This window comes from Paenibacillus sp. FSL H8-0317 (assembly GCF_045040685.1).
In the GTDB taxonomy this organism is placed as follows: domain Bacteria; phylum Bacillota; class Bacilli; order Paenibacillales; family Paenibacillaceae; genus Paenibacillus.
In genome coordinates, this window is record NZ_CP150294.1 from 933,773 (window position 1) to 954,548 (window position 20,776).

At 47.8% G+C, this 20,776-nt stretch carries 14 protein-coding genes; 7 read left to right on the top strand and 7 right to left on the bottom strand.

The window, feature by feature from the left end; all coding sequences use genetic code 11:
* Window positions 1-6 precede the first annotated feature (6 nt).
* Together MHB43_RS04395 and MHB43_RS04400 are read right to left on the bottom strand one after the other, a co-directional pair.
* Window positions 7-585, bottom strand: coding sequence for a GNAT family N-acetyltransferase (locus tag MHB43_RS04395; protein WP_339181958.1), 579 nt, complete (start codon window positions 583-585; stop codon window positions 7-9).
* A 44-nt stretch (window positions 586-629) separates the two neighbouring features.
* Window positions 630-1,397 carry a TVP38/TMEM64 family protein gene (locus MHB43_RS04400; protein WP_076253799.1) on the bottom strand — a complete coding sequence of 256 codons (768 nt, stop codon included), beginning with the start codon at window positions 1,395-1,397 and terminating at the stop codon, window positions 630-632.
* A gap of 159 nt (window positions 1,398-1,556) precedes the next feature.
* Here MHB43_RS04400 and MHB43_RS04405 point away from each other — a divergent pair, with 159 nt between their 5' ends.
* The gene (locus MHB43_RS04405) at window positions 1,557-2,249 is read left to right on the top strand and encodes a response regulator transcription factor (RefSeq protein ID WP_405131420.1); all 693 of its coding nucleotides are present in this window, start codon (window positions 1,557-1,559) and stop codon (window positions 2,247-2,249) included.
* Window positions 2,242-3,585: a histidine kinase dimerization/phospho-acceptor domain-containing protein gene (locus MHB43_RS04410; RefSeq protein ID WP_405131421.1), complete on the top strand. Its 1,344-nt coding sequence runs from the start codon at window positions 2,242-2,244 to the stop codon at window positions 3,583-3,585. Before MHB43_RS04405 ends, MHB43_RS04410 begins: the two co-directional genes overlap by 8 nt.
* A gap of 196 nt (window positions 3,586-3,781) precedes the next feature.
* On the opposite strand, the gene MHB43_RS04415 is transcribed toward MHB43_RS04410, so the two are convergent.
* Window positions 3,782-5,317 carry a carboxylesterase/lipase family protein gene (locus tag MHB43_RS04415; protein WP_405131422.1) on the bottom strand — a complete coding sequence of 512 codons (1,536 nt, stop codon included), beginning with the start codon at window positions 5,315-5,317 and terminating at the stop codon, window positions 3,782-3,784.
* 81 nt (window positions 5,318-5,398) lie between these two features.
* Here MHB43_RS04415 and MHB43_RS04420 point away from each other — a divergent pair, with 81 nt between their 5' ends.
* Window positions 5,399-6,208, top strand: a complete 810-nt coding sequence (locus MHB43_RS04420; protein WP_405131423.1) for an AraC family transcriptional regulator — start codon at window positions 5,399-5,401, stop codon at window positions 6,206-6,208.
* Between the two features lie 2 nt (window positions 6,209-6,210).
* On the opposite strand, the gene MHB43_RS04425 is transcribed toward MHB43_RS04420, so the two are convergent.
* Both MHB43_RS04425 and MHB43_RS04430 read right to left on the bottom strand, forming a co-directional pair.
* Window positions 6,211-6,414 carry a hypothetical protein gene (locus MHB43_RS04425; protein WP_074093540.1) on the bottom strand — a complete coding sequence of 68 codons (204 nt, stop codon included), beginning with the start codon at window positions 6,412-6,414 and terminating at the stop codon, window positions 6,211-6,213.
* Window positions 6,415-7,578, bottom strand: a complete 1,164-nt coding sequence (locus MHB43_RS04430; RefSeq protein ID WP_405131424.1) for a glycoside hydrolase family 27 protein — start codon at window positions 7,576-7,578, stop codon at window positions 6,415-6,417.
* Between the two features lie 516 nt (window positions 7,579-8,094).
* Between MHB43_RS04430 and MHB43_RS04435 the strand changes: the two genes are divergently transcribed.
* Both MHB43_RS04435 and MHB43_RS04440 read left to right on the top strand, forming a co-directional pair.
* Entirely contained in the window at window positions 8,095-8,802 is a 708-nt protein-coding gene (locus tag MHB43_RS04435) for a DNA alkylation repair protein (protein WP_405131425.1), read from the top strand.
* A gap of 221 nt (window positions 8,803-9,023) precedes the next feature.
* Window positions 9,024-10,205 carry a DUF4317 domain-containing protein gene (locus tag MHB43_RS04440; protein WP_036668338.1) on the top strand — a complete coding sequence of 394 codons (1,182 nt, stop codon included), beginning with the start codon at window positions 9,024-9,026 and terminating at the stop codon, window positions 10,203-10,205.
* 169 nt (window positions 10,206-10,374) lie between these two features.
* On the opposite strand, the gene MHB43_RS04445 is transcribed toward MHB43_RS04440, so the two are convergent.
* Together MHB43_RS04445 and MHB43_RS04450 are read right to left on the bottom strand one after the other, a co-directional pair.
* Window positions 10,375-11,493, bottom strand: coding sequence for a response regulator (locus MHB43_RS04445; protein ID WP_405131426.1), 1,119 nt, complete (start codon window positions 11,491-11,493; stop codon window positions 10,375-10,377).
* Entirely contained in the window at window positions 11,490-14,621 is a 3,132-nt protein-coding gene (locus MHB43_RS04450; RefSeq protein WP_405131427.1) for an ATP-binding protein, read from the bottom strand. The genes MHB43_RS04445 and MHB43_RS04450 overlap by 4 nt, the downstream gene beginning before the upstream one ends.
* 243 nt (window positions 14,622-14,864) lie before the next feature.
* Between MHB43_RS04450 and MHB43_RS04455 the strand changes: the two genes are divergently transcribed.
* On the top strand, window positions 14,865-15,575 hold the full coding sequence (locus MHB43_RS04455; protein ID WP_405131428.1) for a serine protease: 711 nt from the start codon (window positions 14,865-14,867) through the stop codon (window positions 15,573-15,575).
* A 22-nt stretch (window positions 15,576-15,597) separates the two neighbouring features.
* Complete coding sequence (locus tag MHB43_RS04460; RefSeq protein WP_405131429.1) at window positions 15,598-20,757, top strand: hypothetical protein; 5,160 nt, start codon at window positions 15,598-15,600, stop codon at window positions 20,755-20,757.
* Window positions 20,758-20,776: the final 19 nt, after the last annotated feature.

Below are 20,776 nucleotides of genomic sequence, written 5' to 3' on the forward strand. Positions count from 1 at the left end.
CATTCTTTATTTCTGTGATTCACGCTGTGCCAGCCATTCCTTTTTCAACAAAGCATACTGATACGTATTCTCGTATTTCGGTGTGCCGTCCTCATTTTTGACAAATGAAATGAACTCCAAAAAAAGACCTTCCCGGCGCATGCCCAGCTTCTCACACAGTTTCTGAGAACGGAAGTTATCATCCTCGACATAGGCGTACAGTCTTCTTATTCCCTGTTCCATAAAGAGGTGCTCAATGAAAGCATTGGCGCTCTCACTGGCGTACCCTTTCCCTTCAAATCTGCCATTAAAATTCCAACCTATACTATACGTATCTGAATTCGAATCCTTATCCGTATCGGCATCCCGATCTTCCCTCATACCAAACAGCTCACCGATCAACTCGTTACTGTCTTTCAGGCAAACCGCGATGTGGGAATCGTCACTGCTTCTTTTTGCGACCTCTGCCGCAGCGTCTTCCAACGTTGAAATTCGTTGATCCATAAAACAATTTACTCTGGGATTTGCTGTGTATTCCAACAGTCCGGCTGCGTCCGTTAAGGTGAAATTTCTCAGGATTAATCGATTGGTTTTAAGTATTTGCATAAGATGATATACCTCCGGTTTTCATATCAATAGATTGGCTTTGTTCATGTTGTATCTCTTTTTATTTTACGAGACTCCCTATTCGTACTATAACTGGGTATAGCCTTGGGTTTGGCTTTGGCTTTGGTACTGTCTGACCGGGAGAACAATCCCACCAATTTCTCCCTATAGATATAACCGAGTACAAACCCGATTACAGCGATAACAGAAATAATAATGGCGATTGTGTATTGTTGCATATGAATTGTGGACCCTACAACGGTAGATGCGATGATCCATGGCAGACGACCGACGATAAGGATCGTGAAGAACCTAAACGAACTAATCGATGTAAGTGCGGCGACAAATACAAGCATGTCTTTGGGTAAGCCGGGAATTACGAAAAAGATGAATAAAAAAGCGGAGAACTTCTTCTCATCATGAATTAACGACATCCACTTATTATTTTTCTTTTGCATTAGCCGTGAAATATAAGCGCGACCGATAAAACGAGTGAAATAAAAAGCAATCGCTGAGCCTATAATCAAACCTATTGTAGTATACAAGGACCCAAGTGTAACCCCATAGATATAACCGCCTGCAATCTGTACCACTTCTCCTGGAATGGGTGCAACCACGATCTGAAGAATCTGGAATAAAATAAACATGACCGGACCCCAATGGCCTGTTGAGTGAATATACGCTCTGAAGTTGTCCATGGAAGACATGATTTTAATAAGGGCAGGAGAATAATACACCAGTAGACCAATGGACAACATGATGAACAGACCCAACAATATGTTAATCATTACTTTTTTCGAAGTTTGTGGCATTCCTGACGACCCCTTTGTGTAATAACTTCTACATATTTACAGTATAAGACGAAATTATTAAGAGATACCTACATAACTTCTGAAGAATTCTTAAGTCGATTGTATTTGCTGGTAGTCGCTAATAGCGCATATTATACTGAAATTAGACGGAGGGATCAGATGAGCAAGAAAATTCTAATTGCTGATGATAACAGTGAAATTCGTGAAATCGTAAGGATTTTGTTAGAGAGTGAGAATTATGAAGTGATTGAAGCGATAGATGGTCAAGATGCGATTGATCAAGTGAACGAAGAGACGGATCTCATTATTTTGGATATGATGATGCCCAATAAATCGGGGCTGAAGGCGTGTCTGGAGATTCGAGAAAAAACAAGCGCACCGATCCTGTTTCTCACAGCGAAAACGCAGGATTCTGACAAACAATTGGCCTTTTCCTCAGGCAGTGATGACTTTTTGTCCAAACCCTTTTCCTATACAGAACTCGTTTCGAGGGTGAAGGCTCTACTGCGGAGGTATTATGTATATCGGGGCAAGGAGAAGACCGAAGAACAGGACCAAATTATCGTTAAGGATCTTACCGTCCATCAGGATTCAAAAACCGTGTTTGTTGGAGAGAAGGAGATTGCTCTAACTGAAATTGAATACCAGATTTTGCTGCTGTTGGCTAAGAAGCGACGAAAGGTATTCTCGGCAGAAAATATATATGAGAGTGTTTGGGGGCAACCCTACTTTTATACGTGTAATAACACAGTGATGGTTCATATTCGTAACTTGAGAGGCAAACTGGAGGATGACCCGCAGAACCCTAAATATGTGAAGACCGTTTGGGGGAAGGGGTACAAAATTGAATAGATTATTAATCGGAAAAAAGCTGAAGATTAAACTGGTTCTGGCGGTTGTCATTTCTTTGGTCATTTCCATAAGTGCACTCGTTATTTTACAAGTTGTTGGCGAGACTGTATTGGATAGTTATTTAAGCAAATCCACTTTTGTAGAGAACAGGCAGCAAGATGCGCTGGATCGATTCGAAGCATTTGTGGATAACCAGAACGTGTCAACCCGTGATCATGAGCAATTGTCTGCTTGGATAAGACATGAGCGCTACTTAAATCTATATATTTTTGCAAAAGACAAATTGATATTTTCCTCCAACACGGAGATTGATCCTGCCATTAATGAAGAACTGTTAACTCAATTCGTGCCATCAAAAATACCCATCACCACTATCCATTTTGCGGATCAGGATGCCCAGATATACTTGGTTAGCTTTTATGAGTATCAATACTACAACCTCATTCTGATTATTGGTGTTTTCATAGCGGCCATTGTGTTTATTGTTTCCTTTCTACTGATGATTAATAAGAAAACATCTTATATTGGCGTGCTTGAACAAGAGATCAAAATACTCGAAGGTGGAAATTTGGATTATTCGATTACGATATCGGGAAAGGATGAACTGTCATCTCTGGCCCAGAGTATTGATGAGATGAGGAAATCATTTGTGGAGCGGCTGGACAGCGAGGAGAGGGTCAGGATGGCCAACCGTGAATTGATCACGGCGATCTCCCATGATTTGCGTACGCCACTCACGATTCTATTAGGATATATGGATATCATAGAGCTTAACAAATATAAGACACATGAGGATCTGTTGCAGTATATTCATAATAGCCGGGAGAAGGCCTATCAGATCAAAGTGCTGTCGGACAAACTATTCGAATATTTTACGGTATCCTCTGCCGCTGAAGAAGAGGAAGTAGAATTTGAAATGTATGAGGGCAGAGCACTTATCGATCAACTCATAGATGAGCAATTAGTGGTTTTGGATGATATAGATGTGCAGGTTCAGACAGATGCACATCATGAGGAGTTTTTGCTGGAAATCAATCTGGTCGCCATGCGTCGCGTAATGGATAACATATTTTCAAATATTCGAAAATACGCCGATCCAGGGCATCCCGTTCATATCCAGGTTTCTTTGAAGCAACAATGGGTCATTCTTGCGGTGGAGAATAAGATTAAACATGTTGGCAAAAAGAAAGATAGCAACGAAATCGGGCTCGTTAGTTGTCAGAAAATGATCCAGCAGCATAACGGGACGTTGACGGTGTCGCAGGAAAAGGATATCTTTTCACTACAGATTATGCTACCTGTCATCATAAACAAACCAACACAGACTCATATATAACGGATCTCTTGAAATGATGCTGAGTGTTCGTGGAATCCATCTTGCTGTCTAATTTTGTTACCTTAGACTGCTGTAGTGGAGAAGCTTGCTAGATAGGCATAGGCGAAAGAACATCGCTCTACCATTCACACTATACAAAAAGAGCCATGCGACAGCATGGCTCTTACATATATCGCGAGAGGGCAAACCTCATGTTTTAAACAACAGGTGGATTCTGTTTCTTGAAATATTGTTCAATTAGAAATGCAAGCATCGGTCCGGGCTCAGCCTTCTGTAATTGAGCCTGATCGCCAAATTCCATGAGATACGGCTGTTCCGCAGTACAAGGAGTCCAATGAGGCATCAGCTTTCCGGTGGAGTCCGAGCCGTTTGGGTCACCTGTAGCAATAAAATTGGATAAATAATTACACATCTGACGAGCCAGATCATAATGCTTGCCTGTGAATGGCCGCCAGCATTTGGCGAGTGTTTCGAAGAAGAACCACAGATCAACGGAGTGAAAAGTGCCTGGTTGGTCCCAGCCCGGAATCTCGGCGTCGAAGTTATAATAGTAGAGAGGTGTTTCAGACGGATGACCGCTGTTCGCGCGGATGGCGAGCAGAATGGCATGTTGGATCATGCGGACCGATGCTTGTTGCAGAGCATGTTCGATTTGGCCGGAATCAGCCTCACATAGCTGCAAAAAGGCAGGAGCATCCTCGCCAAACAACTCCACAGCCATCTGCTTCAGTTCTTCCAGATTGGCTGCGGCGGGACGGGTCCAAAATTCGGAAGACGTATGCCCCAGCATTACGGGTATCGCCTCGCGCTCCTGCTGGACAAAACGAGTAAACGGATCACCTGCGCAGAATTGTTCGTCGATAACGGTTCCCCAGAAGCTTTTGTATTCGAGTGCTTTGTCACGGAGATATTCAGCGTCCAGTTGTCTCGCCTCAGCCAGGGAAGATACGCCCAGGAAGCCGAAAAATTCAACCCCTGCTTGCTCTGCATCCCTTAGTGTGGAACGGACAGATGGCACGCGGACCTTCGGGTACAACTCGGTAGCTATACCGCTCATGATGACGGCTCGCTGGAACAAGCCTTTATTTTGCGGAGAGGTCATCTGGCTGAGTACACTTCCTCCGCCAGCCGACTGTCCGCCGATGGTGATCTGGTCTGGATCACCGCCAAAGGCGGCAATGTTGCGTTTGACCCACTGGGTACCTGCTTGCTGATCGAGATGACCAAAGTTGGCGGGTGCATGGGGGGATTCGGCACTAATCTCAGGATGACAGAGGAAGCCAAAGGCATTCAGCCGATAATTAATCGTTACAACGACAATACCTCTGCGAGCGATTCGCTCGCCATCAAATTCCATTTCGGCCGTATGGCCGACTTGCAGGCCCCCGCCAAAATACCAGACAAAGACAGGTAGCTTCTCGTCCGTGCGCTTGGCTGGTGTCCAGACATTCAGATACAGACAATCCTCGTCCATGGGCAGGTCGGGATCAACGGCCCATTCGCGGGTATAGATATTGTTATCATCGATGACAGTTGGGGCTTGCATGGAGATGGGGGCAAAATCAAAAGCTTGCAGTACACCTTCCCAGTTCGACTGCGGCTGGGGAGCGCGCCAGCGGTTCTCACCTACAGGAGGTGCGGCAAAAGGAATCCCCTTGAAGCTGGTAATCCGCGGGTCCGCCGCGGGCAGTCCTTGCACTTGTCCATGTTCTACCGTGACCATTCTAAGCATACAACATTCTCCTCTCTGGATTTAGCGTGTAAGCGTTACCGAACATCTGATCAACGTGGCATTAGAAAGGGGGAATCAAGGTTGAATCCGATTTGGCATGAGAGCAGTAGAGCCAGTAATTTGTATTTTATCAGCGGTGGTCACAAGCCGGCCAACGCTCACCAATGGGGGCCAGGTGTACGTGACGTTTATGCGCTGCACTATATTATCCGCGGCCAAGGGACGCTGGAGACAGGCGGCCGGGTTTTTCGGCTCGTTACGGGGGAAAGCTTTATCATATTTCCGCAAAAAGAGATTTACTATTATCCAGACCCGCAAGATCCATGGGAGTACGTCTGGGTGGAGTTTAGCGGTGAGGATGCCGGGCGGTTACTGGGGCTGACACAGCTCTCAGAGGTACAACCCGTGGTGACGGTCTCGCCGGAGACGCTGCAGCCTTTTTTTCACCTTGCCTGGAACGCGGGTGCATCGTCCTATGAATTACTGCGGGCGGATGCGCGTTTGCGTCTGTTGCTCTCCTACTATATGGAATATTATCCGAAGGAGCCGCAGGTAGACGCCAAGGATTATGTCTGGCTGGCGAGAAAGTACATCGAGCAGAACTACTGGAAGCCGACATTGACCGTCACGGAGATCGTAAAGGCAGTTAATCTGGAGCGCAGTTATTTGTTTCGTCTGTTTAAGGCAGCAACCAGCAAGTCTGTTTTGGAGTATATTACATCCTGCCGAATCGGACGTGCCTGTGAACTGCTGAAGACGTCGGGCCTGCCGATTCAATCGGTAGCCTATTCTGTCGGCTACAATGACCCGTTATATTTTTCCAAAGTATTCAAGAAAGCCACTTCACACACGCCAACCGCGTACATGACGCTGCACCGGACCAAGGCATAACGTTAACGGAACAGGGCGCAGTTCCCGGACTCTCGGAAATAACGGATCAGCTTCTCAATAGGCTCACGTCCACAGTTCAGCTTCACTCCTATACAATCAATGCACAGAAATTGCTGGGCAGAGCGCGAGATCAATTTGAGGTAGATGCCCACATCGTCTGAAGAGAGCGGAACCTGACAGGAGGTGCACAGGCGATGTTGAGCCATCTATTTCACCAGTTTGGCACGCACAACTAAACAATCATGTGCTGCGATAACGGGAGCGAAGCGTTCACGGAACACACCAAGCTCTTGATGTTCCCAGCAGTCATACAGGGACAGCGCATAACCGGCAGCGTAAGGCAGACCCATATCCCAAAATTGCAAAGACAATTCCCGCTGGCTGTCGCTCAGGTTGAAGAAGCCAATAGCCAGGTCACCATCTGTGAGTACCTTCACCAGCATAAATACATCGTCTGTATGAAACCATTGTGGTTCTGGTTTAATGCGGTAAGCTCCGCGTGCTTCTACATCCTGATTGATAGCGATTAGGTCAGGATTCAGGAGAATATCCTTTGTAACCTGGTTAGCCTTACGCACGTCACATCCAATCATTAGCGGTGAACCCATCATGGACCAGAGTGAGAAGTGGGTTTTATATTCGACGTCGTTGCATCCGCCGATGCTGCCAATATAATCATTATTGCTTCCACCGTACATACCAACAATCAGCATATCCATGTCGTTATGGCAGAAGGAGCCGGTGTAGCTTTGTTTTCCCAATTGGGACAGGGCAAGTTCCTTCACTGAATCCCAATTGTCGCGGATATCGCCGGTGGAGCGGTACATATGAGCGCCCGATTCCCGAATCCAATCGTATACATCGTCGGCTCCCCAGTTGCAGGCGGAGAACAGGATATCGCGTCCGCAGTTTTTGAGCGCAAGGCTCATCCGTTTGTACAGCAGCTCTCCTGAGATATGGCGCGGCTTGAAGCAGTAATCATACTTCAAATAATCAACACCCCATTCGGCAAAAAGGGCAGCATCCTGGAATTCATGCTCGAAGCTGCCTGGATACCCGGCACATGTATGTGTACCCACGCATGAATACATGCCGAACTTTAGTCCTTTGCTATGGATATAATCAGAAAGCGCTCTCATTCCACTCGGGAATTTCTCCGGGTCAGCCACCAGATTGCCACTCGCATCACGTTCCTTCAGGCTCCAGCAATCATCAATGACAATGTACTCGTAGCCAGCAGCCAGATAACCTTCCGATACAAACACATCAGCGACATCCCGAATTAATTGTTCGTTAATATCCCACGTAAAGGTATTCCACGAATTCCAGCCCAGGGCAGGGGCAAAGCCTAACACTTGATTGTTGCTCATGCTCTCGCATCCTTCCTCATCTCGGTTTTGTTAACAACACTAAACTGAACATAAACGATGAGCGACGTTTCCTGCCATAGCTCAACGTTGCTTGAACATGGACATATGTTGCTCCGCTTGTGCTGCGGGAATTAGCTCTTCCAATCAGGCTCTAGGCAGGTATACAGAAGTTGCTGGTAGAAGCATAAGAAAGGAAAAATGCCTGTCTGCGAAGAAGTTATATCTATCTTTTCAGGGAGCTGTGCGAAACAGTGGTATAGATGTTATGATCGATGATAATGCTCGAACAGGTTGTCAGAGCAACAGGGAAATTTGAATAGTATTCAGTTTTTTTAGGAAAAATAACCCAATGATGAACCCCTCATACGAAAGGTAATAATCTCGCCGGAATGATTATGCATATGGCAGAATGGTACGCATTGGATAATGTGCGATTTTCCATCGGTTTTTCGTTAAACATAAGTGTCTGTTTGATATGATCAGATATATAATTTATAGGATTGGGAGTGTTGTGAAATGAATCTAGATGAAGTAATGCAGGAGCTTGAAGCGCTGGGCAAAGAACGAACGAAAAAAATCTATATCTCCAATGGTGCGCATGAACCGCTATTTGGGGTGGCAACCGGGGCGATGAAACCAATGGCGAAGCGGATCAGAAAGGATCAACCTTTGGCAGAGCAACTATACGCGACGGGGAATTATGATGCGATGTACTTTGCGGGTGTGATTGCCGATCCTCAAGCGATGACGGAAGCGGATTTTGACCGTTGGATTGACGTTGCTTATTTTTACATGATCTCTGACTTCATCGTTGCCGTCACATTGGCAGAGACGGATATTGCTCAAGCAGTTTCGGATAAGTGGATCGCGAGCGGAGATGAGCTGAAAATGTCAGCAGGATGGAGCTGTTACTGTTGGTTGCTCGGCAGTCGAAAGGATGCTGAGTTTTCGGAGAATAAACTGATGGAGATGCTGGAACAGGTGAAAAAGACGATTCACGAATCGCCGGAACGAACGAAATATTCGATGAACAACTTCCTGTATACCGTTGCGACATCCTATCAACCGTTGCACGATCAGGCGGTGGAGACAGCTCAGGCTGTGGGACCTGTCGAAGTGAACAAGGACATGCCCAAGAGCAAGCTGCTGAATGCCTCTGAGAATATCCAAAAGGCTGTGGAAAAAGGGCGGACGGGGTTCAAGCGTAAATATGTAAGATGTTAATGGAATCACTGTAACAGACTTGAACATCAGGAGATGTAACACATGCAGGAGGTGCTCGTATGAATGTAGAGAGTGCCTCCCTTTTTGTGTTCTTATGAATATCACGTACTTGGGTAACTGAAATCTAGTAACCGTCAAGCTACAACTTAGTCAACAAATTTTCTGTCGATCCTTTATACTAATAAAGCCAGAAACATATCTAAGGAGTTGCCGAATCCAATATGAATAAAAAAGAAGTCGCGCATATACGCAAGCAGTTTAAACTCGATCACGATCTACTGAATATTTACGATATTCTCAACGTGTATATTACGAAGGAAACCAATGAGGTCTATCACTGGGAGCGTCACCCGTTCGAACTGGTGGACAGAGAGAAGCAGGAACTGTACATGGGCAATTTCAAAAAATTGCTGACAGGTGATTTGGATCAGAAGTTATTCGAATTGAAGTTCCAGGAAGCGGCGGAGGACCCGGCTCAGGTACTGCTTCACCAGGCTCTGGTTACAGGTGATCCGGATGAATGGCAGGATCTGATGTTGCTGCTCGTGGATCGAATGTTGGTGGATACGAAGTTTGAGCGGGATATGGTAGCTACGTTTGTGCGTGGACAGTATTATCTGCCAACCAAGGCTAGAAACGAAGCCACGGAAGAGAGTGAGAAGAATGAGGTGTTCGCCCATCCGTTCATTCTGTGCAGCGTGAACTCTACGGAGAAACAGCGGAAGACACTCTTGTTTGATTACGTGGAGAGAGAATTCAAATACAACATCATTGTAGATCCGATTATCAAATTAAGCACGCCAGAGCAAGGATTCTTGTACCCTAGCGTAACGGACAACTACTCCGATGTGAATCGTGTACTGTATTGTACAGGGAAATCTAATTTCCCGGATCCGCATTTTGTTGAAAATGTATTGAATGGAGAAAGATCCGTTACCGCACTAGAAGAACGGGCGATCTTCGAAGATATCGTCAAGGAAGTGGCCGGTGAACAGCTCGATTCAGCCACCATTGCACATGTATACGAGGAGATCAACCGAGTCATCGAGATTAACGAAGAGTCCCATGAGGAAGAACCTCCAAAGCTGGATTATAAAGATCTGGAACGTGTACTGACCGCAAGCGGTATAGAGGATCTGACAACGGAGAAAGTAGAACGTGCCTTCGAAACCATCGTTGATAACAAGAACTATGAGATGAAGGCAACCAGTGTTATGCCGAAGTTTACGTCCAAGTCTATTAAGATTGAGACCAAGGTTGCTACGATTTCGGTTAGCCCGCAAGACCTGAGATATGTGAAGCAGGTGAATTATCAGGGCAGACGTTGCATTATGATTGAAGTGGACGAAGATGTCGTGATTGAAGGCTTTACCCTTAATACAGAAAAACTTATAAATGAGTAATTGATTCTAGACAATGGTGATGTAAAATCATCCTGCAAGGACGAATGAACGTTCAACTATTGCAAAAAGCCCAAGCCTAAAGCAACACTGAGCGCTCCCTATCATAGTAGACCATAGAAAACTATGATGGGAGCAGTTCAGTTTGCCAAGCATGGGCTTTTTTGCTGTTTCATGATTGCCGCAACAGTTGTTTGATATCCGCTGCCGGACTGGAGCCAAGCTCCTCTTGGAGCAATTCCTCCAGCACCAGATACTGGCGCTGCGCTTCGGTTCTTCGTCCAAGTGACAGATACAACAGGATGATCTCACGATGAATATCTTCCCGAATCGAATCAATCTGGAGGATACGTTCAAAATAATACAGCGCCCGTAACGGCTCGCCTGCCTTCGCATGATAGTGGGCAGCAGTTTCCATCGTCATGATGAAATCCAGCTCCAGCTGTCTGGACCACGCGAAAGCCCACTCATAATGCCTTCCTTTCAGAAGTTCACCCGTATACAACGTATCCATCCGCTCGAAGAGCTCGGGGCGATGTGCCGATGCCTGACGCATCTGCCGGAACAAAGCCTCGAACTCGTACAGATCACAGTTAATCGCTTCCCGGTCGATACGGATACCGTTTCTGTCCTTGAGAATGATCGGCACGTCACTGTTATCACCGATGGCACGTCGCACATAGTACAGTGTGGAATTGATGTTGGTCCAGGCTTTCTGCGGACTGAGGTCCTTCCATAACGTATCGGCCAAGGCATCGCGGGTAGTCGATTTGGTATACAGCAAGAATGCAAGTAACTCTTCCGTCTTGGGCGTTCTAAGCTTGATGGGACTGTCTGCTCCGGCACCGCCAAACACAGTGAATTCACCGAACAGACGAACGTTCAGTTTGGGTCCAGGTACCGCTAATTCAGGTGTTGTCACGGACTTGTGAAGCTTTTCCTGCAATCGCTTGATGCTGCGGTTCAGTCGCTCAGCCGTGACCGGCTTGATGACGTAATCGATCACTTCTTTGTCGAAAGCCTGCACTGCATATTCCTCATAACCGGTCACTAGCACAATGGGAAGCGAAGGGTGATGTTTACGCAATTCACCAATGAGTTGCATACCCGAGATGCGAGGCATCGTAATGTCCAGAAATGCCGCATCGAAGCTATTCTCTGCCGCATATTCACAGGCTTCCTCCGGGTCATGAAATGCACGAGATACCTCAACTTCTCCACTTTCTGTCAAAATACGATTCAGTCGCTTCAGCGACAAATCCTCATCATCCACGATGATGACTTTCATCATGATTCATAACCCCCATTCCCATCTGTGCTTAGACGTTGATTTGGAAGATCAAATGTAATCCGCGTTCCCTCGCCGTCCAGACTTTCCATCTGAAGGTGTCTGCCATACAGCAGGTTCAACCGGCTGGAAATATTCCATAGGCCAACACCTTTACTGCCGTCTGTGGATTGCCGAATTTCGTCCATCCGTTGCTTGGTTATGCCGATTCCGTTGTCCTCGATGGTGAAACGTGTTTCCGTATCATTCAGATTGCGGATAGATAACATGACCCGGCCACCGCGAATGCTGGACATCAGCCCATGCCGAATCGCATTTTCGATCAGGGGCTGTAACGTGAGCGGTGGAATGTCCATGTTCCGGTTCACGTCCGCATCCACGTCGATAATGACCTCCAACCTTGAGCCAAAGCGGGCTTGCTCAATCGCTACGTATGCCTCGATCATCTCCAGTTCGTTCATCAAGCTGGTTTTTGAGTCCAGATGTTTAAAGTGCACACTGCGTCTTAAGTAACTCGATAATTGCAAAATCAATTGTTCTGCCCGATTCGGCGCATCCACGCACAATTCGGCAATGGCATTCAGGGCGTTATACAGAAAGTGTGGGTTCATCTGTGACCGCAAAAAGGATATTTCCGCATCTCGCGCAGCTTGGACGGATGTTTTCATCCGAGTCAAACCGCCGATCCGTGCCAGCAGTTCCTCCGATTCGAACGGCTTGGATACAAAATCATTGGCGCCTTTCCCCAAGGCCAGCTTCAATTGATTAGCTTTATTGCTCGCCGTCAGCATGAGTACAGGCAACTCGGAAGGGGAGAAGCGCTCCCTGATCCGTTCCAGCAATTCGTAACCTGACATGTCGGGCATCATGATATCAGCAATGACGAGATGCACAGTAGGTAGCTTGTCCAGCAGCTCCAGTACGGAAGGGGAGCTTGAAGTGACCGCATAACTGTATCCTTCCAGCTTCAAGAGATTAACAATCGTCTGCAAATTAGCTGAGTCGTCATCCACAACGATGATCCATTCATCTTTATTCCCTTGTACAATCGTTGGTTCTTCGAACCGGAGTAGCCGATGACCAGGACCTGTAGGAGCGATGGTAAGCGGCATGACGTTGGAACGTTTCTCTCCTTTTTTCTCTGCCAGCGGGAACGTCAGGATGAACGTGGCACCCATGCCGGGTGCTGATTCCGCATGAATGCTTCCCCCATGTAACTCGACCAGCTTGCGCGTAATGCTCAGTCCTAGACCGGTGCCTCCAGCAACGACTGGCCCCGTGTCTGCTTCCTGCTCGAACGGCAGGAAGATATGCTCCAGCTTGTCCGTACCGATACCACGTCCGGTATCCACAATGCGTATTTCCGCTTTGCCTTGCACAATCGCAGCTTTGATACTTACCGTGCCACGTTCCGTGAACTTAACTGCATTGCCGATCAGATTATGCAAAATCTGAATCAGTCGATTGCCGTCTGCATGGATCGGCGGGAAATGCACCGGGATGCGGTTGATAAGCTCCACCTTTTTCGCGCCAAGCAGGAAGGAGTGCATACGCATGACCGATTCGACAAACGAGTACAGGTCGGTCGAAGACCGGTGGAGCGGGATGTCGCCATGTTTCATTTTCGAATAATCCAGCAATTCATCGACCAGATAGGTTAATCGTCTGCCACTTCCCGTCACGATCGCCAGATTGTGCGCTTGCTCATCGGTAAGGGGACCTTCTGCGCCTTTAAGCAGACTTTCACTGATGTTGACAATCGCGTTCAGCGGTGTTTTGAGCTCATGCGAAGTATTGGACAGGAAGTCGTCCTTTACTTTGTCCAGCAAGAGCAGCTGATCTTTGAGCGTGCGGACCGTACGATAGGCCTCGAAGAACCGAAGCACCGCCAGAAACAGCATCAGGATGCTGAACAGGACAATGGAAGCCTGCCCGATATTCATGTTTTCCTTGAGCGAGATCGAGAAGAGATTGATGTCCAGACAGTACAGCATGATGCTTAAGAGAGCTGCGTACCACAGAAAAGTAGACAGCCGTTCGCCCTTCTCACTGGTTAGGAACTGTTTTGCACATTGATACAGCAACCAGAGCAGCATCAACGTGTACATAACGACGACGTAAGGTGCAGCCAGCCCATAGATGGAAATAGGCAGGAACGCGACCATGCATAAGTATGCTCCGAAGATGATCAGCATCACCGCCGTGAGCAAACCGGACAGGATGCCTGTTTTGAATCGGTAGAAGTAAAAGGTTAACAAGCTCAGACATGCCACAGAGCAGAAATCTTTTAATTTATAGAGCGTGCTAAAGGAGATTTCCGTGCCCGCCATGGATAACACACGTTCGCTGATCATGCCGTTATAGAGTGCATACAGCAGACAGATTAGACCAATCAGCAGCAGGGAATCGTCCCTGTTTCGGTAGAGTGCAGACCCCAGGTAACTGATGAGGAATATGATCGAAATGGTACCCAGTACAGCTAGCGTGCCGAATTCGATAGCTGTGTTGACTTGATGTTTTTTCAACATGGCTGCTTGTTCGCCGAAAAAGAGTGGACCCGGAATGCCAGAGTCCGTGTAATCATAATTAGCCACCCGGATCAAGATCTCTATGTCACCGCCATGATAGGGGAAAAAGCCAATCTGGGGGGAGTTTCCTGGTCGGTAACCTGCGGATTTTGCCACGGCATGCCCATCTTCCAGCAACTTGTTGCCATTGATGTAGATCTCGCTGGCAAAACGAATGTTCATTTTTTTGATCGCCAGCGTTCCTTCAACAGGTGCATTACGCAGCACCAGTCGATACGTGGCAAAGCCGTGGGTTGGCAGTCGTTCGCCATCCACTTTAAGTCGATTCCAGGAGCCGGGAACGGTTGCATAGGTGTCGGGTGCTTTCTTTGGACCAGCCTGATGCGATGTTACAGATTCGTCAGGAAGCAATTGCTCCCAGTAAAATTCCCACTCCCCGTCCAGCTTGATCCGCTCGTCTTGTTCAGGGTTCCAGACCGAGAGATCCAGAACACCTTGACGGGCATGAAGCGCAGCAGATTGTGGTTCTCTGATCGTTGACAGCAGCAGTACGGTAATGGCAAGTACAACAGTCAGGACAACGCCTGAAATTTTTAATAACACGAAATGCTGCTCCTTTAGAGATTGTTCAATCCTTTGGTAGCTTCGGACAAAATCTCTTGTATTCTATCGGCATTGTAGCGAATATCTCTGGGGGGCGCAATCACATTTCGACAAATTTTTTTCTGTTTATTGCTTGTTTATTGTGATCCATTATAATGCGGAAGCAAGATATGTCGAACGGACGCAGAAAAAGCACCAAAAGACCTATCTTTGCGCGACTATGGGCTGATGGAGTTGAGAGAAATGAAGAGGAGCATCACATCATGGCGTTTGCGGCGTCAGATGATTGGCTTGCTGGCTGTACTGATTGCTGTGGCATGTCTGAATGGATATACAGGTGTATCCGTTGCCAAAGCCGCAGGAACCGGACAAGTGGCCGTATCGGGGGCTGAAAAAGTGTATCAGTCCGCGGCGCAAGCTGTCTTTTACTTGAAAGCGTATCGCAAGGACGGAACGCTCAAAACGGTAGGTACAGGTTTTCTGATAGGTAATGGTAGAGCACTTACAGCAGCCCATGTTGTGAAGGACGGGGTTTCTTTCGAAGCTGTATTTGAAGATGGTTCCATTGAAAAGATAACGGTTCTGAGCGCTGACACGGAAACCGATGTGGCTATGCTGTCTGTGCAGAATAGCAAAAAACGTCCGGTCCTTACCCTCTCAGGGGACAAGCAGCCTACAAGATATGGGCAACGATCGTTTGCAATTGGTTACCCGCTGAAGGATGGCAAGATCATTACGGAGGGCATCGTGAATGCCCCAACCGCCGAGGTGAACGATGTCATTCGCTTGCTGACTTCCGCGCAGGTGTCTGCGGGCATGTCGGGTGGTCCTTTGTTAAATGAAGAGGGTCGCGTGATCGGATTAATCTCCGGTTCGTTCCGGACAATGACTGGCATTCATATCTGTGTAACGATCGAAGATATTCGCAAGCTGATGAAAAAGTCGAATACATAACGGGGAAAAAGGGGAATCTCGCATGTTCAAAAAGTTATCAATCTGCCTGCTTGCTGCCTTGCTGACGTTGACGTCTGTGAGCTGGCCACACCTGCCGACCGTTTCCGCAGCTGCGGAGTACACGGATATTTTTATTCCGAATGGCGGTGGTAAAATCATCAATCAGGAAGACATGTCTTCCTGGAACAATAATATTAAAAAGTTCGAGGCGAACAGCTTTGGTATTTTTGCTGCTGGTGCGCCGGGTACTTCAACGAAAAAAGATAATATTAAAGCTTTAAGTGCGGGACATATTCAAGCAGATGGCTTTGGTGCGTTAACCGCAAAGATTTTGGTGGCTGACAATCCGACACTTCGACGTTTGGCTGAGCCTGGTCAAGCCAGAATGCTTTTGAAAATTGGAACGGTTGATACGTTATTGAGTAGCGCAGTTTTTGGAGTTCTTATCAACGGTAAATCCAAATTTGACGATATTACTGGCGGATCAGTGAACTCTTCGTGGATCGCTTTCGGACCTAACGATACCATCGAAATTACAATGGGAGGTTTCTTTAAAGGCGCGAGCGACATCGAATTGTATTTCGCGGATATCACCCCTCCTACATACAACGGCAACACACTGACCCATACAGGGGCAGTTCGATTCAATGCCGATCCAGCAGTACAGAAGAACGAATTGTTCCTGAAGCAAGGGAGCAACATCAACCTGGCGCTGAACTTCAGCGAGCCGGTGTTTCCAAATTTTGCAGAGGATGCCTCTGACCGAATTGATGGCAAATTCAGCTTCATGCGTACCGAACTGTTCAGTAATCCGGGTGGAGACGGTTTCGATCCGTCCGTTTATTATCTAACGAGTGCAGATAGCCGATACGGTGACTTTGTGGCGGGGGGACTGGATCGGAACAGTCATGCACGCTCCACCTTTAACTTTCGTTATCAGGCTGCGTTAAATGATAGCACTGGCAACATTCCTATTGATCCGAAGCGCCTGATCGCGCCCTCGGAGGAGGACCGTCCAACATTGCTGGAACGAATGAATGCAGCAGGCTTTAGTGATGGTGCGGGTAATCCCGTTGCAGCTTTTAATGGCATTGGAACAGTTCCTTTTGCCGATAACGAGAACCCGGGCGGTACGTTCCGTACCATTATTGACGCACGCGTACCGCAGTACTCAGCATCCCGCAATGGCGTACAGCCTGAAGTACTAACGGGACTTGTGCTGAACAAGGGCGACGTTGTTGATTTTACCGTGTACCTTAACGAACAGGTGATCAGCGCGTTTACTCCGACTGAGGATACACGACTCAAGTTTGCCAACGGCTTGACCGCCGCATATGTTGGCGGCCAGAACACAAATACATGGACGTTCCGTATGACGGTTCCAGATGGCAAGAGCATCGAAACGTCATTGCTGGAGACTGCTGCCTTGGAGCATGCCAGCAATCCTGGCGACGGGAAGGCGTTGACGGATTACGCCGGTAACGTGCTTACTGAGCCAGTCAAGAAGATTGATTGGGCTGGATTGTCTGTGGACAACACGGCACCTGAAGTTAATTTTGTCTATGAGAATCAGGACGGAGAAATCATTCCCGAAGGGCAATACGTAGGAAATGGATCATTCACGATCAATGCATTCGATCCGGACTTGAACGGCCAGACGAGCAAAGGATTGTTCCGTCCAGGCAGTGGTTCAGGGCTCGTGTATTATGTGCTGAACCAGAGTCCGAATGATCCCTTCGCTGGGCAAAACGACAACTTTGCCGCTGTGAAACGGTATTCCCTGACACAGAAGCAGCCTTCCGATGAACTGTATACATCTGGTTTCCAGGATGTTGTATTGTCTACCGGACAGAATGGCGTGACAGTAGAACTACCTGATGACGGTAAAGATTTGAACGGGAACTGGTACTTGCATACGTGGACTGCGGATATGAGTTGGGACTCGGCACGTCAGCGGATGCAATACGACAAAGGCAGCAACGAACGTGCGGCTTACCTTGCCCAACATCCGGATGCCACACCTGCTGAGTTGGAGGAATATTATCGGTCAAACATTCTGCCGAATCTGTCCGATTACGGCAATACGACGCAGTGGCCTTTGGCCGATTTCAAACAGGATGATTCCAATTGGTCGTACCATGTCGGCCTGTTGAAGATTGACAATGACGATCCAACCGTTGAAGTTGCAAACATCGTGGACAATAACTCCGACAATGTGAAGATTACGGTTAAGGCCGCTGATCCGACTTCTTCTATTAAAAATAACAAGGTGCAATACCAGTTCGTGGCAGCGGGCAAGAGCCCTGTCGCTTCCGGGTGGCAGGATGCTGAGCTGAACGCACAAGGTGAAGCTGAGATATCAACATTGAATGATCCGGCGATCTCCAAAGGCGGACAATACGAGCTGCATGCCAAAGCCGAGGATGTGGCAGGCCATTCAGCTACTGCCGATCCCAAAGCAGTCGATGTGCTTGTCATCTCAACCAAGTTCAAAGCCTATCCGGGTATCTATGCGATTAATGACGGACCCGACTTCACCGTAGCCGGTGTTCCGATCGATACGATTGAATATCAATACAGTGAAAGCTCTGAACGTCCTGTGGGCAACAGCAAATGGACTGCTTTTGAGGATGCACCGAAGGAAACAAAGCTGGGGGATGTACCCGCTGAGCGCTACAGCTTCCCTGCCGACAAAACGTTGAACGGGACCTGGTACGCCCATGTGCGCATCAAGCAGCAAGATACCGGGCGTTTTTACTACTATTATCAGGAGTACAAATTCGACCATCTGCCACCTGTCACAAAATTTGGTTCGCAGGGATACCTGTATCCGATGCCAGAGCAGACGGTACAGATTGATGTGTCTGACACGCTGGTGGACTTTAACGGCGTTGCAGCCAAGAACATTCGTTACCAATGGGTCAAGGTGGTTGATGGGCAAGACGAGAAGGAACCAGATCCGGAAGGCAAGGGCTGGAGCATGTCGCCTGCGGATCGTTTGATCACTTTGCAGGTAGATAACAAAAAGGACAACGGTACTTACCGTCTGTACGTCCATGCCAGCGATAGCTTGGGTAACAGTAAGCTTTACCACACAAGTGGTCTGTTCTCCGTGTTTTATCTGAGCAGTGAACCACCTGTTGGCAGCGCGCGTTTGATTCGGACGGAAGGTCCGGGAGATAACGGGTATACCGCCATTATGGAACTGACGGTTGATGTGCCAGCACAGGAAGGTTACTTCTATTCCGTTTCCACCAATGGCGGAGACAATTGGAGCACTTGGCTGCCGTATACGAACTATGTCGGCGTTCCTGTTGATACGAATGATTCGGGACAACTCAAGTCACAGGTTCGAGTCAAATTCAAAGGTTACTACGACAATATCAGCGATATCGTAACACCTGAGATCGAGCTTCAGGATGCCCCTGCATATGGGCTTGCTTCATTGGAGCAGATCATGTCGGTTCGCGGAGGCGAGAAGTTGCAGGATGGTGGGCAGAACGAAGGACAAGAGATCCTGTTCGACCTCGTTGATGGGAAGACTGTGAAGCCAACAAACAGCAACCCGGAAATGCCGGAAACGCTGGAGGCGAACAAACGATTCAAAATATACCGTAACGGAAGTTACTCCTTCACCGTGAAGGATGGCAGCAATACAGCAACGGTGTTCATCGTAGTCTCCAACTTCGATGATACGCCGCCAATGGTGAATGTGAAGTATTCCACGATTGCGGCAACGAATGGCACAGTTAAAGTAAGTTTGCAATCGAGTGAACCGATCCGCATCACGAATCTGCCAACGTCGTCCAAAACGTTCCGCGAGAACGGAGAATTCACGTTTGAGTACGAAGATGCGGTTGGCTTTACAGGCAGTGTGACAGCAACGGTGAGCAACATTGATACCACGCCGCCGGAAGCAGATATTGTCATGCACTACAACCATCCCGATCTCAAAGCGTTGATCCGTTACGGTAGTGGTACTGCTGTCGTGGATAGCGCGGGTGATGGATACAATGCAAACGGAGAATTTACTCATTTCGCAGCACCGACAACAGGTAATGTGATCGCGTCTAATCTGATTGTGGCGCAAGTGCTGCCGAAACAGGGACAAGTTCAGGATTACCAGGTGGTGTCCAATAGCTCGGGGACGAACCAATCTTCATTAGTCATGACTTCGGGCAGTAAAGCACGCTTCTCATTGGCAGATGCCGCAGGGAACAATGCAAAGCTGGAGTCCGATGCGATTACAACACTCGTTGGATCGATCCCGGCTGTAGAAGAGATTACGATGGTTCGAGTAGACAACGACGGACAGACCATCGATGACAGCAAGCTGGTGCAGATCGGCGATCAAGCCTATTCCAAAGGCAAAGTGCGTGTAGGTCTTGTGATGCCATCATCTGTAGTGGAAGGCAATACGATCTATGCGGGGGCAACCCCGGTAGCGAACTTTAGCGCCGACTACGCCAGCAATGGCGAGCATTCGATTTTACTTTCAGACGTACTTGGTAACAAGAAACAGGTCAACTTTACGATTGCGGGTCTGGATAACACGGCACCAACGATCCGTCTGAACAAAGCTTCCACAACGGTTCTGCAAAACAAACCAGGCTTCGATCTGGTCACCGATCTGGGTGGATACACAGTGAGTGACAATCTCACATCTGCGGAGCAGATTCAGGTGACGGCTGCGGAATATGTTCTGGAAGGCGGACAATACGTGGAGAAACCTCTGAACCTGACGGTGACGGGTAAACACACCATTCGTTACACCGCGAAGGACCAGCTCGGCAATGCAGGCTACGCGTTGCAAACGGTGTTTGTTCGTTCGACAGATGGCATGTTTGTTACGGCCAATGGCATTCCGTTGTCGGATACCGAATCCGAAACAGCAATCGTGAATACAGGTACAGTCACGTTCAATGTGAACAACTTCCGTACGATCGAGACCGCTGGCGGAACCAAGCTGGAGAACGAACTCGGCACGTACGACATTTATTATTTCCCGGGTCTGGTGCGCGAAGGACAGATGAAATACATCGCCACCCGAGTGACCTATAAAGAACTGATCAGCAAAGACTTCAAGGTTACACTGCCCAAAGCAGGATGGTACACCATCATTGTGCAAAATCAGGAGCGCGAACGCGTATACTCCACGCTGCTTGTTAATCGGGCCAATTAGAGAAACGGAAGGGGTTCAC

Excerpts from the sequence above, each read along its gene's own strand:
- MHB43_RS04395 (WP_339181958.1), bottom strand. The coding sequence starts at position 585 with ATGCAAATACTTAAAACCAATCGATTAATCCTGAGAAATTTCACCTTA.
- MHB43_RS04400 (WP_076253799.1), bottom strand. The coding sequence starts at position 1,397 with ATGCCACAAACTTCGAAAAAAGTAATGATTAACATATTGTTGGGTCTG.
- MHB43_RS04405 (WP_405131420.1), top strand. The coding sequence starts at position 1,557 with ATGAGCAAGAAAATTCTAATTGCTGATGATAACAGTGAAATTCGTGAA.
- MHB43_RS04415 (WP_405131422.1), bottom strand. The coding sequence starts at position 5,317 with ATGCTTAGAATGGTCACGGTAGAACATGGACAAGTGCAAGGACTGCCC.
- MHB43_RS04425 (WP_074093540.1), bottom strand. The coding sequence starts at position 6,414 with ATGGCTCAACATCGCCTGTGCACCTCCTGTCAGGTTCCGCTCTCTTCA.
- MHB43_RS04430 (WP_405131424.1), bottom strand. The coding sequence starts at position 7,578 with ATGAGCAACAATCAAGTGTTAGGCTTTGCCCCTGCCCTGGGCTGGAAT.
- MHB43_RS04435 (WP_405131425.1), top strand. The coding sequence starts at position 8,095 with ATGAATCTAGATGAAGTAATGCAGGAGCTTGAAGCGCTGGGCAAAGAA.
- MHB43_RS04440 (WP_036668338.1), top strand. The coding sequence starts at position 9,024 with ATGAATAAAAAAGAAGTCGCGCATATACGCAAGCAGTTTAAACTCGAT.
- MHB43_RS04445 (WP_405131426.1), bottom strand. The coding sequence starts at position 11,493 with ATGATGAAAGTCATCATCGTGGATGATGAGGATTTGTCGCTGAAGCGA.
- MHB43_RS04455 (WP_405131428.1), top strand. The coding sequence starts at position 14,865 with ATGAAGAGGAGCATCACATCATGGCGTTTGCGGCGTCAGATGATTGGC.
- MHB43_RS04460 (WP_405131429.1), top strand. The coding sequence starts at position 15,598 with ATGTTCAAAAAGTTATCAATCTGCCTGCTTGCTGCCTTGCTGACGTTG.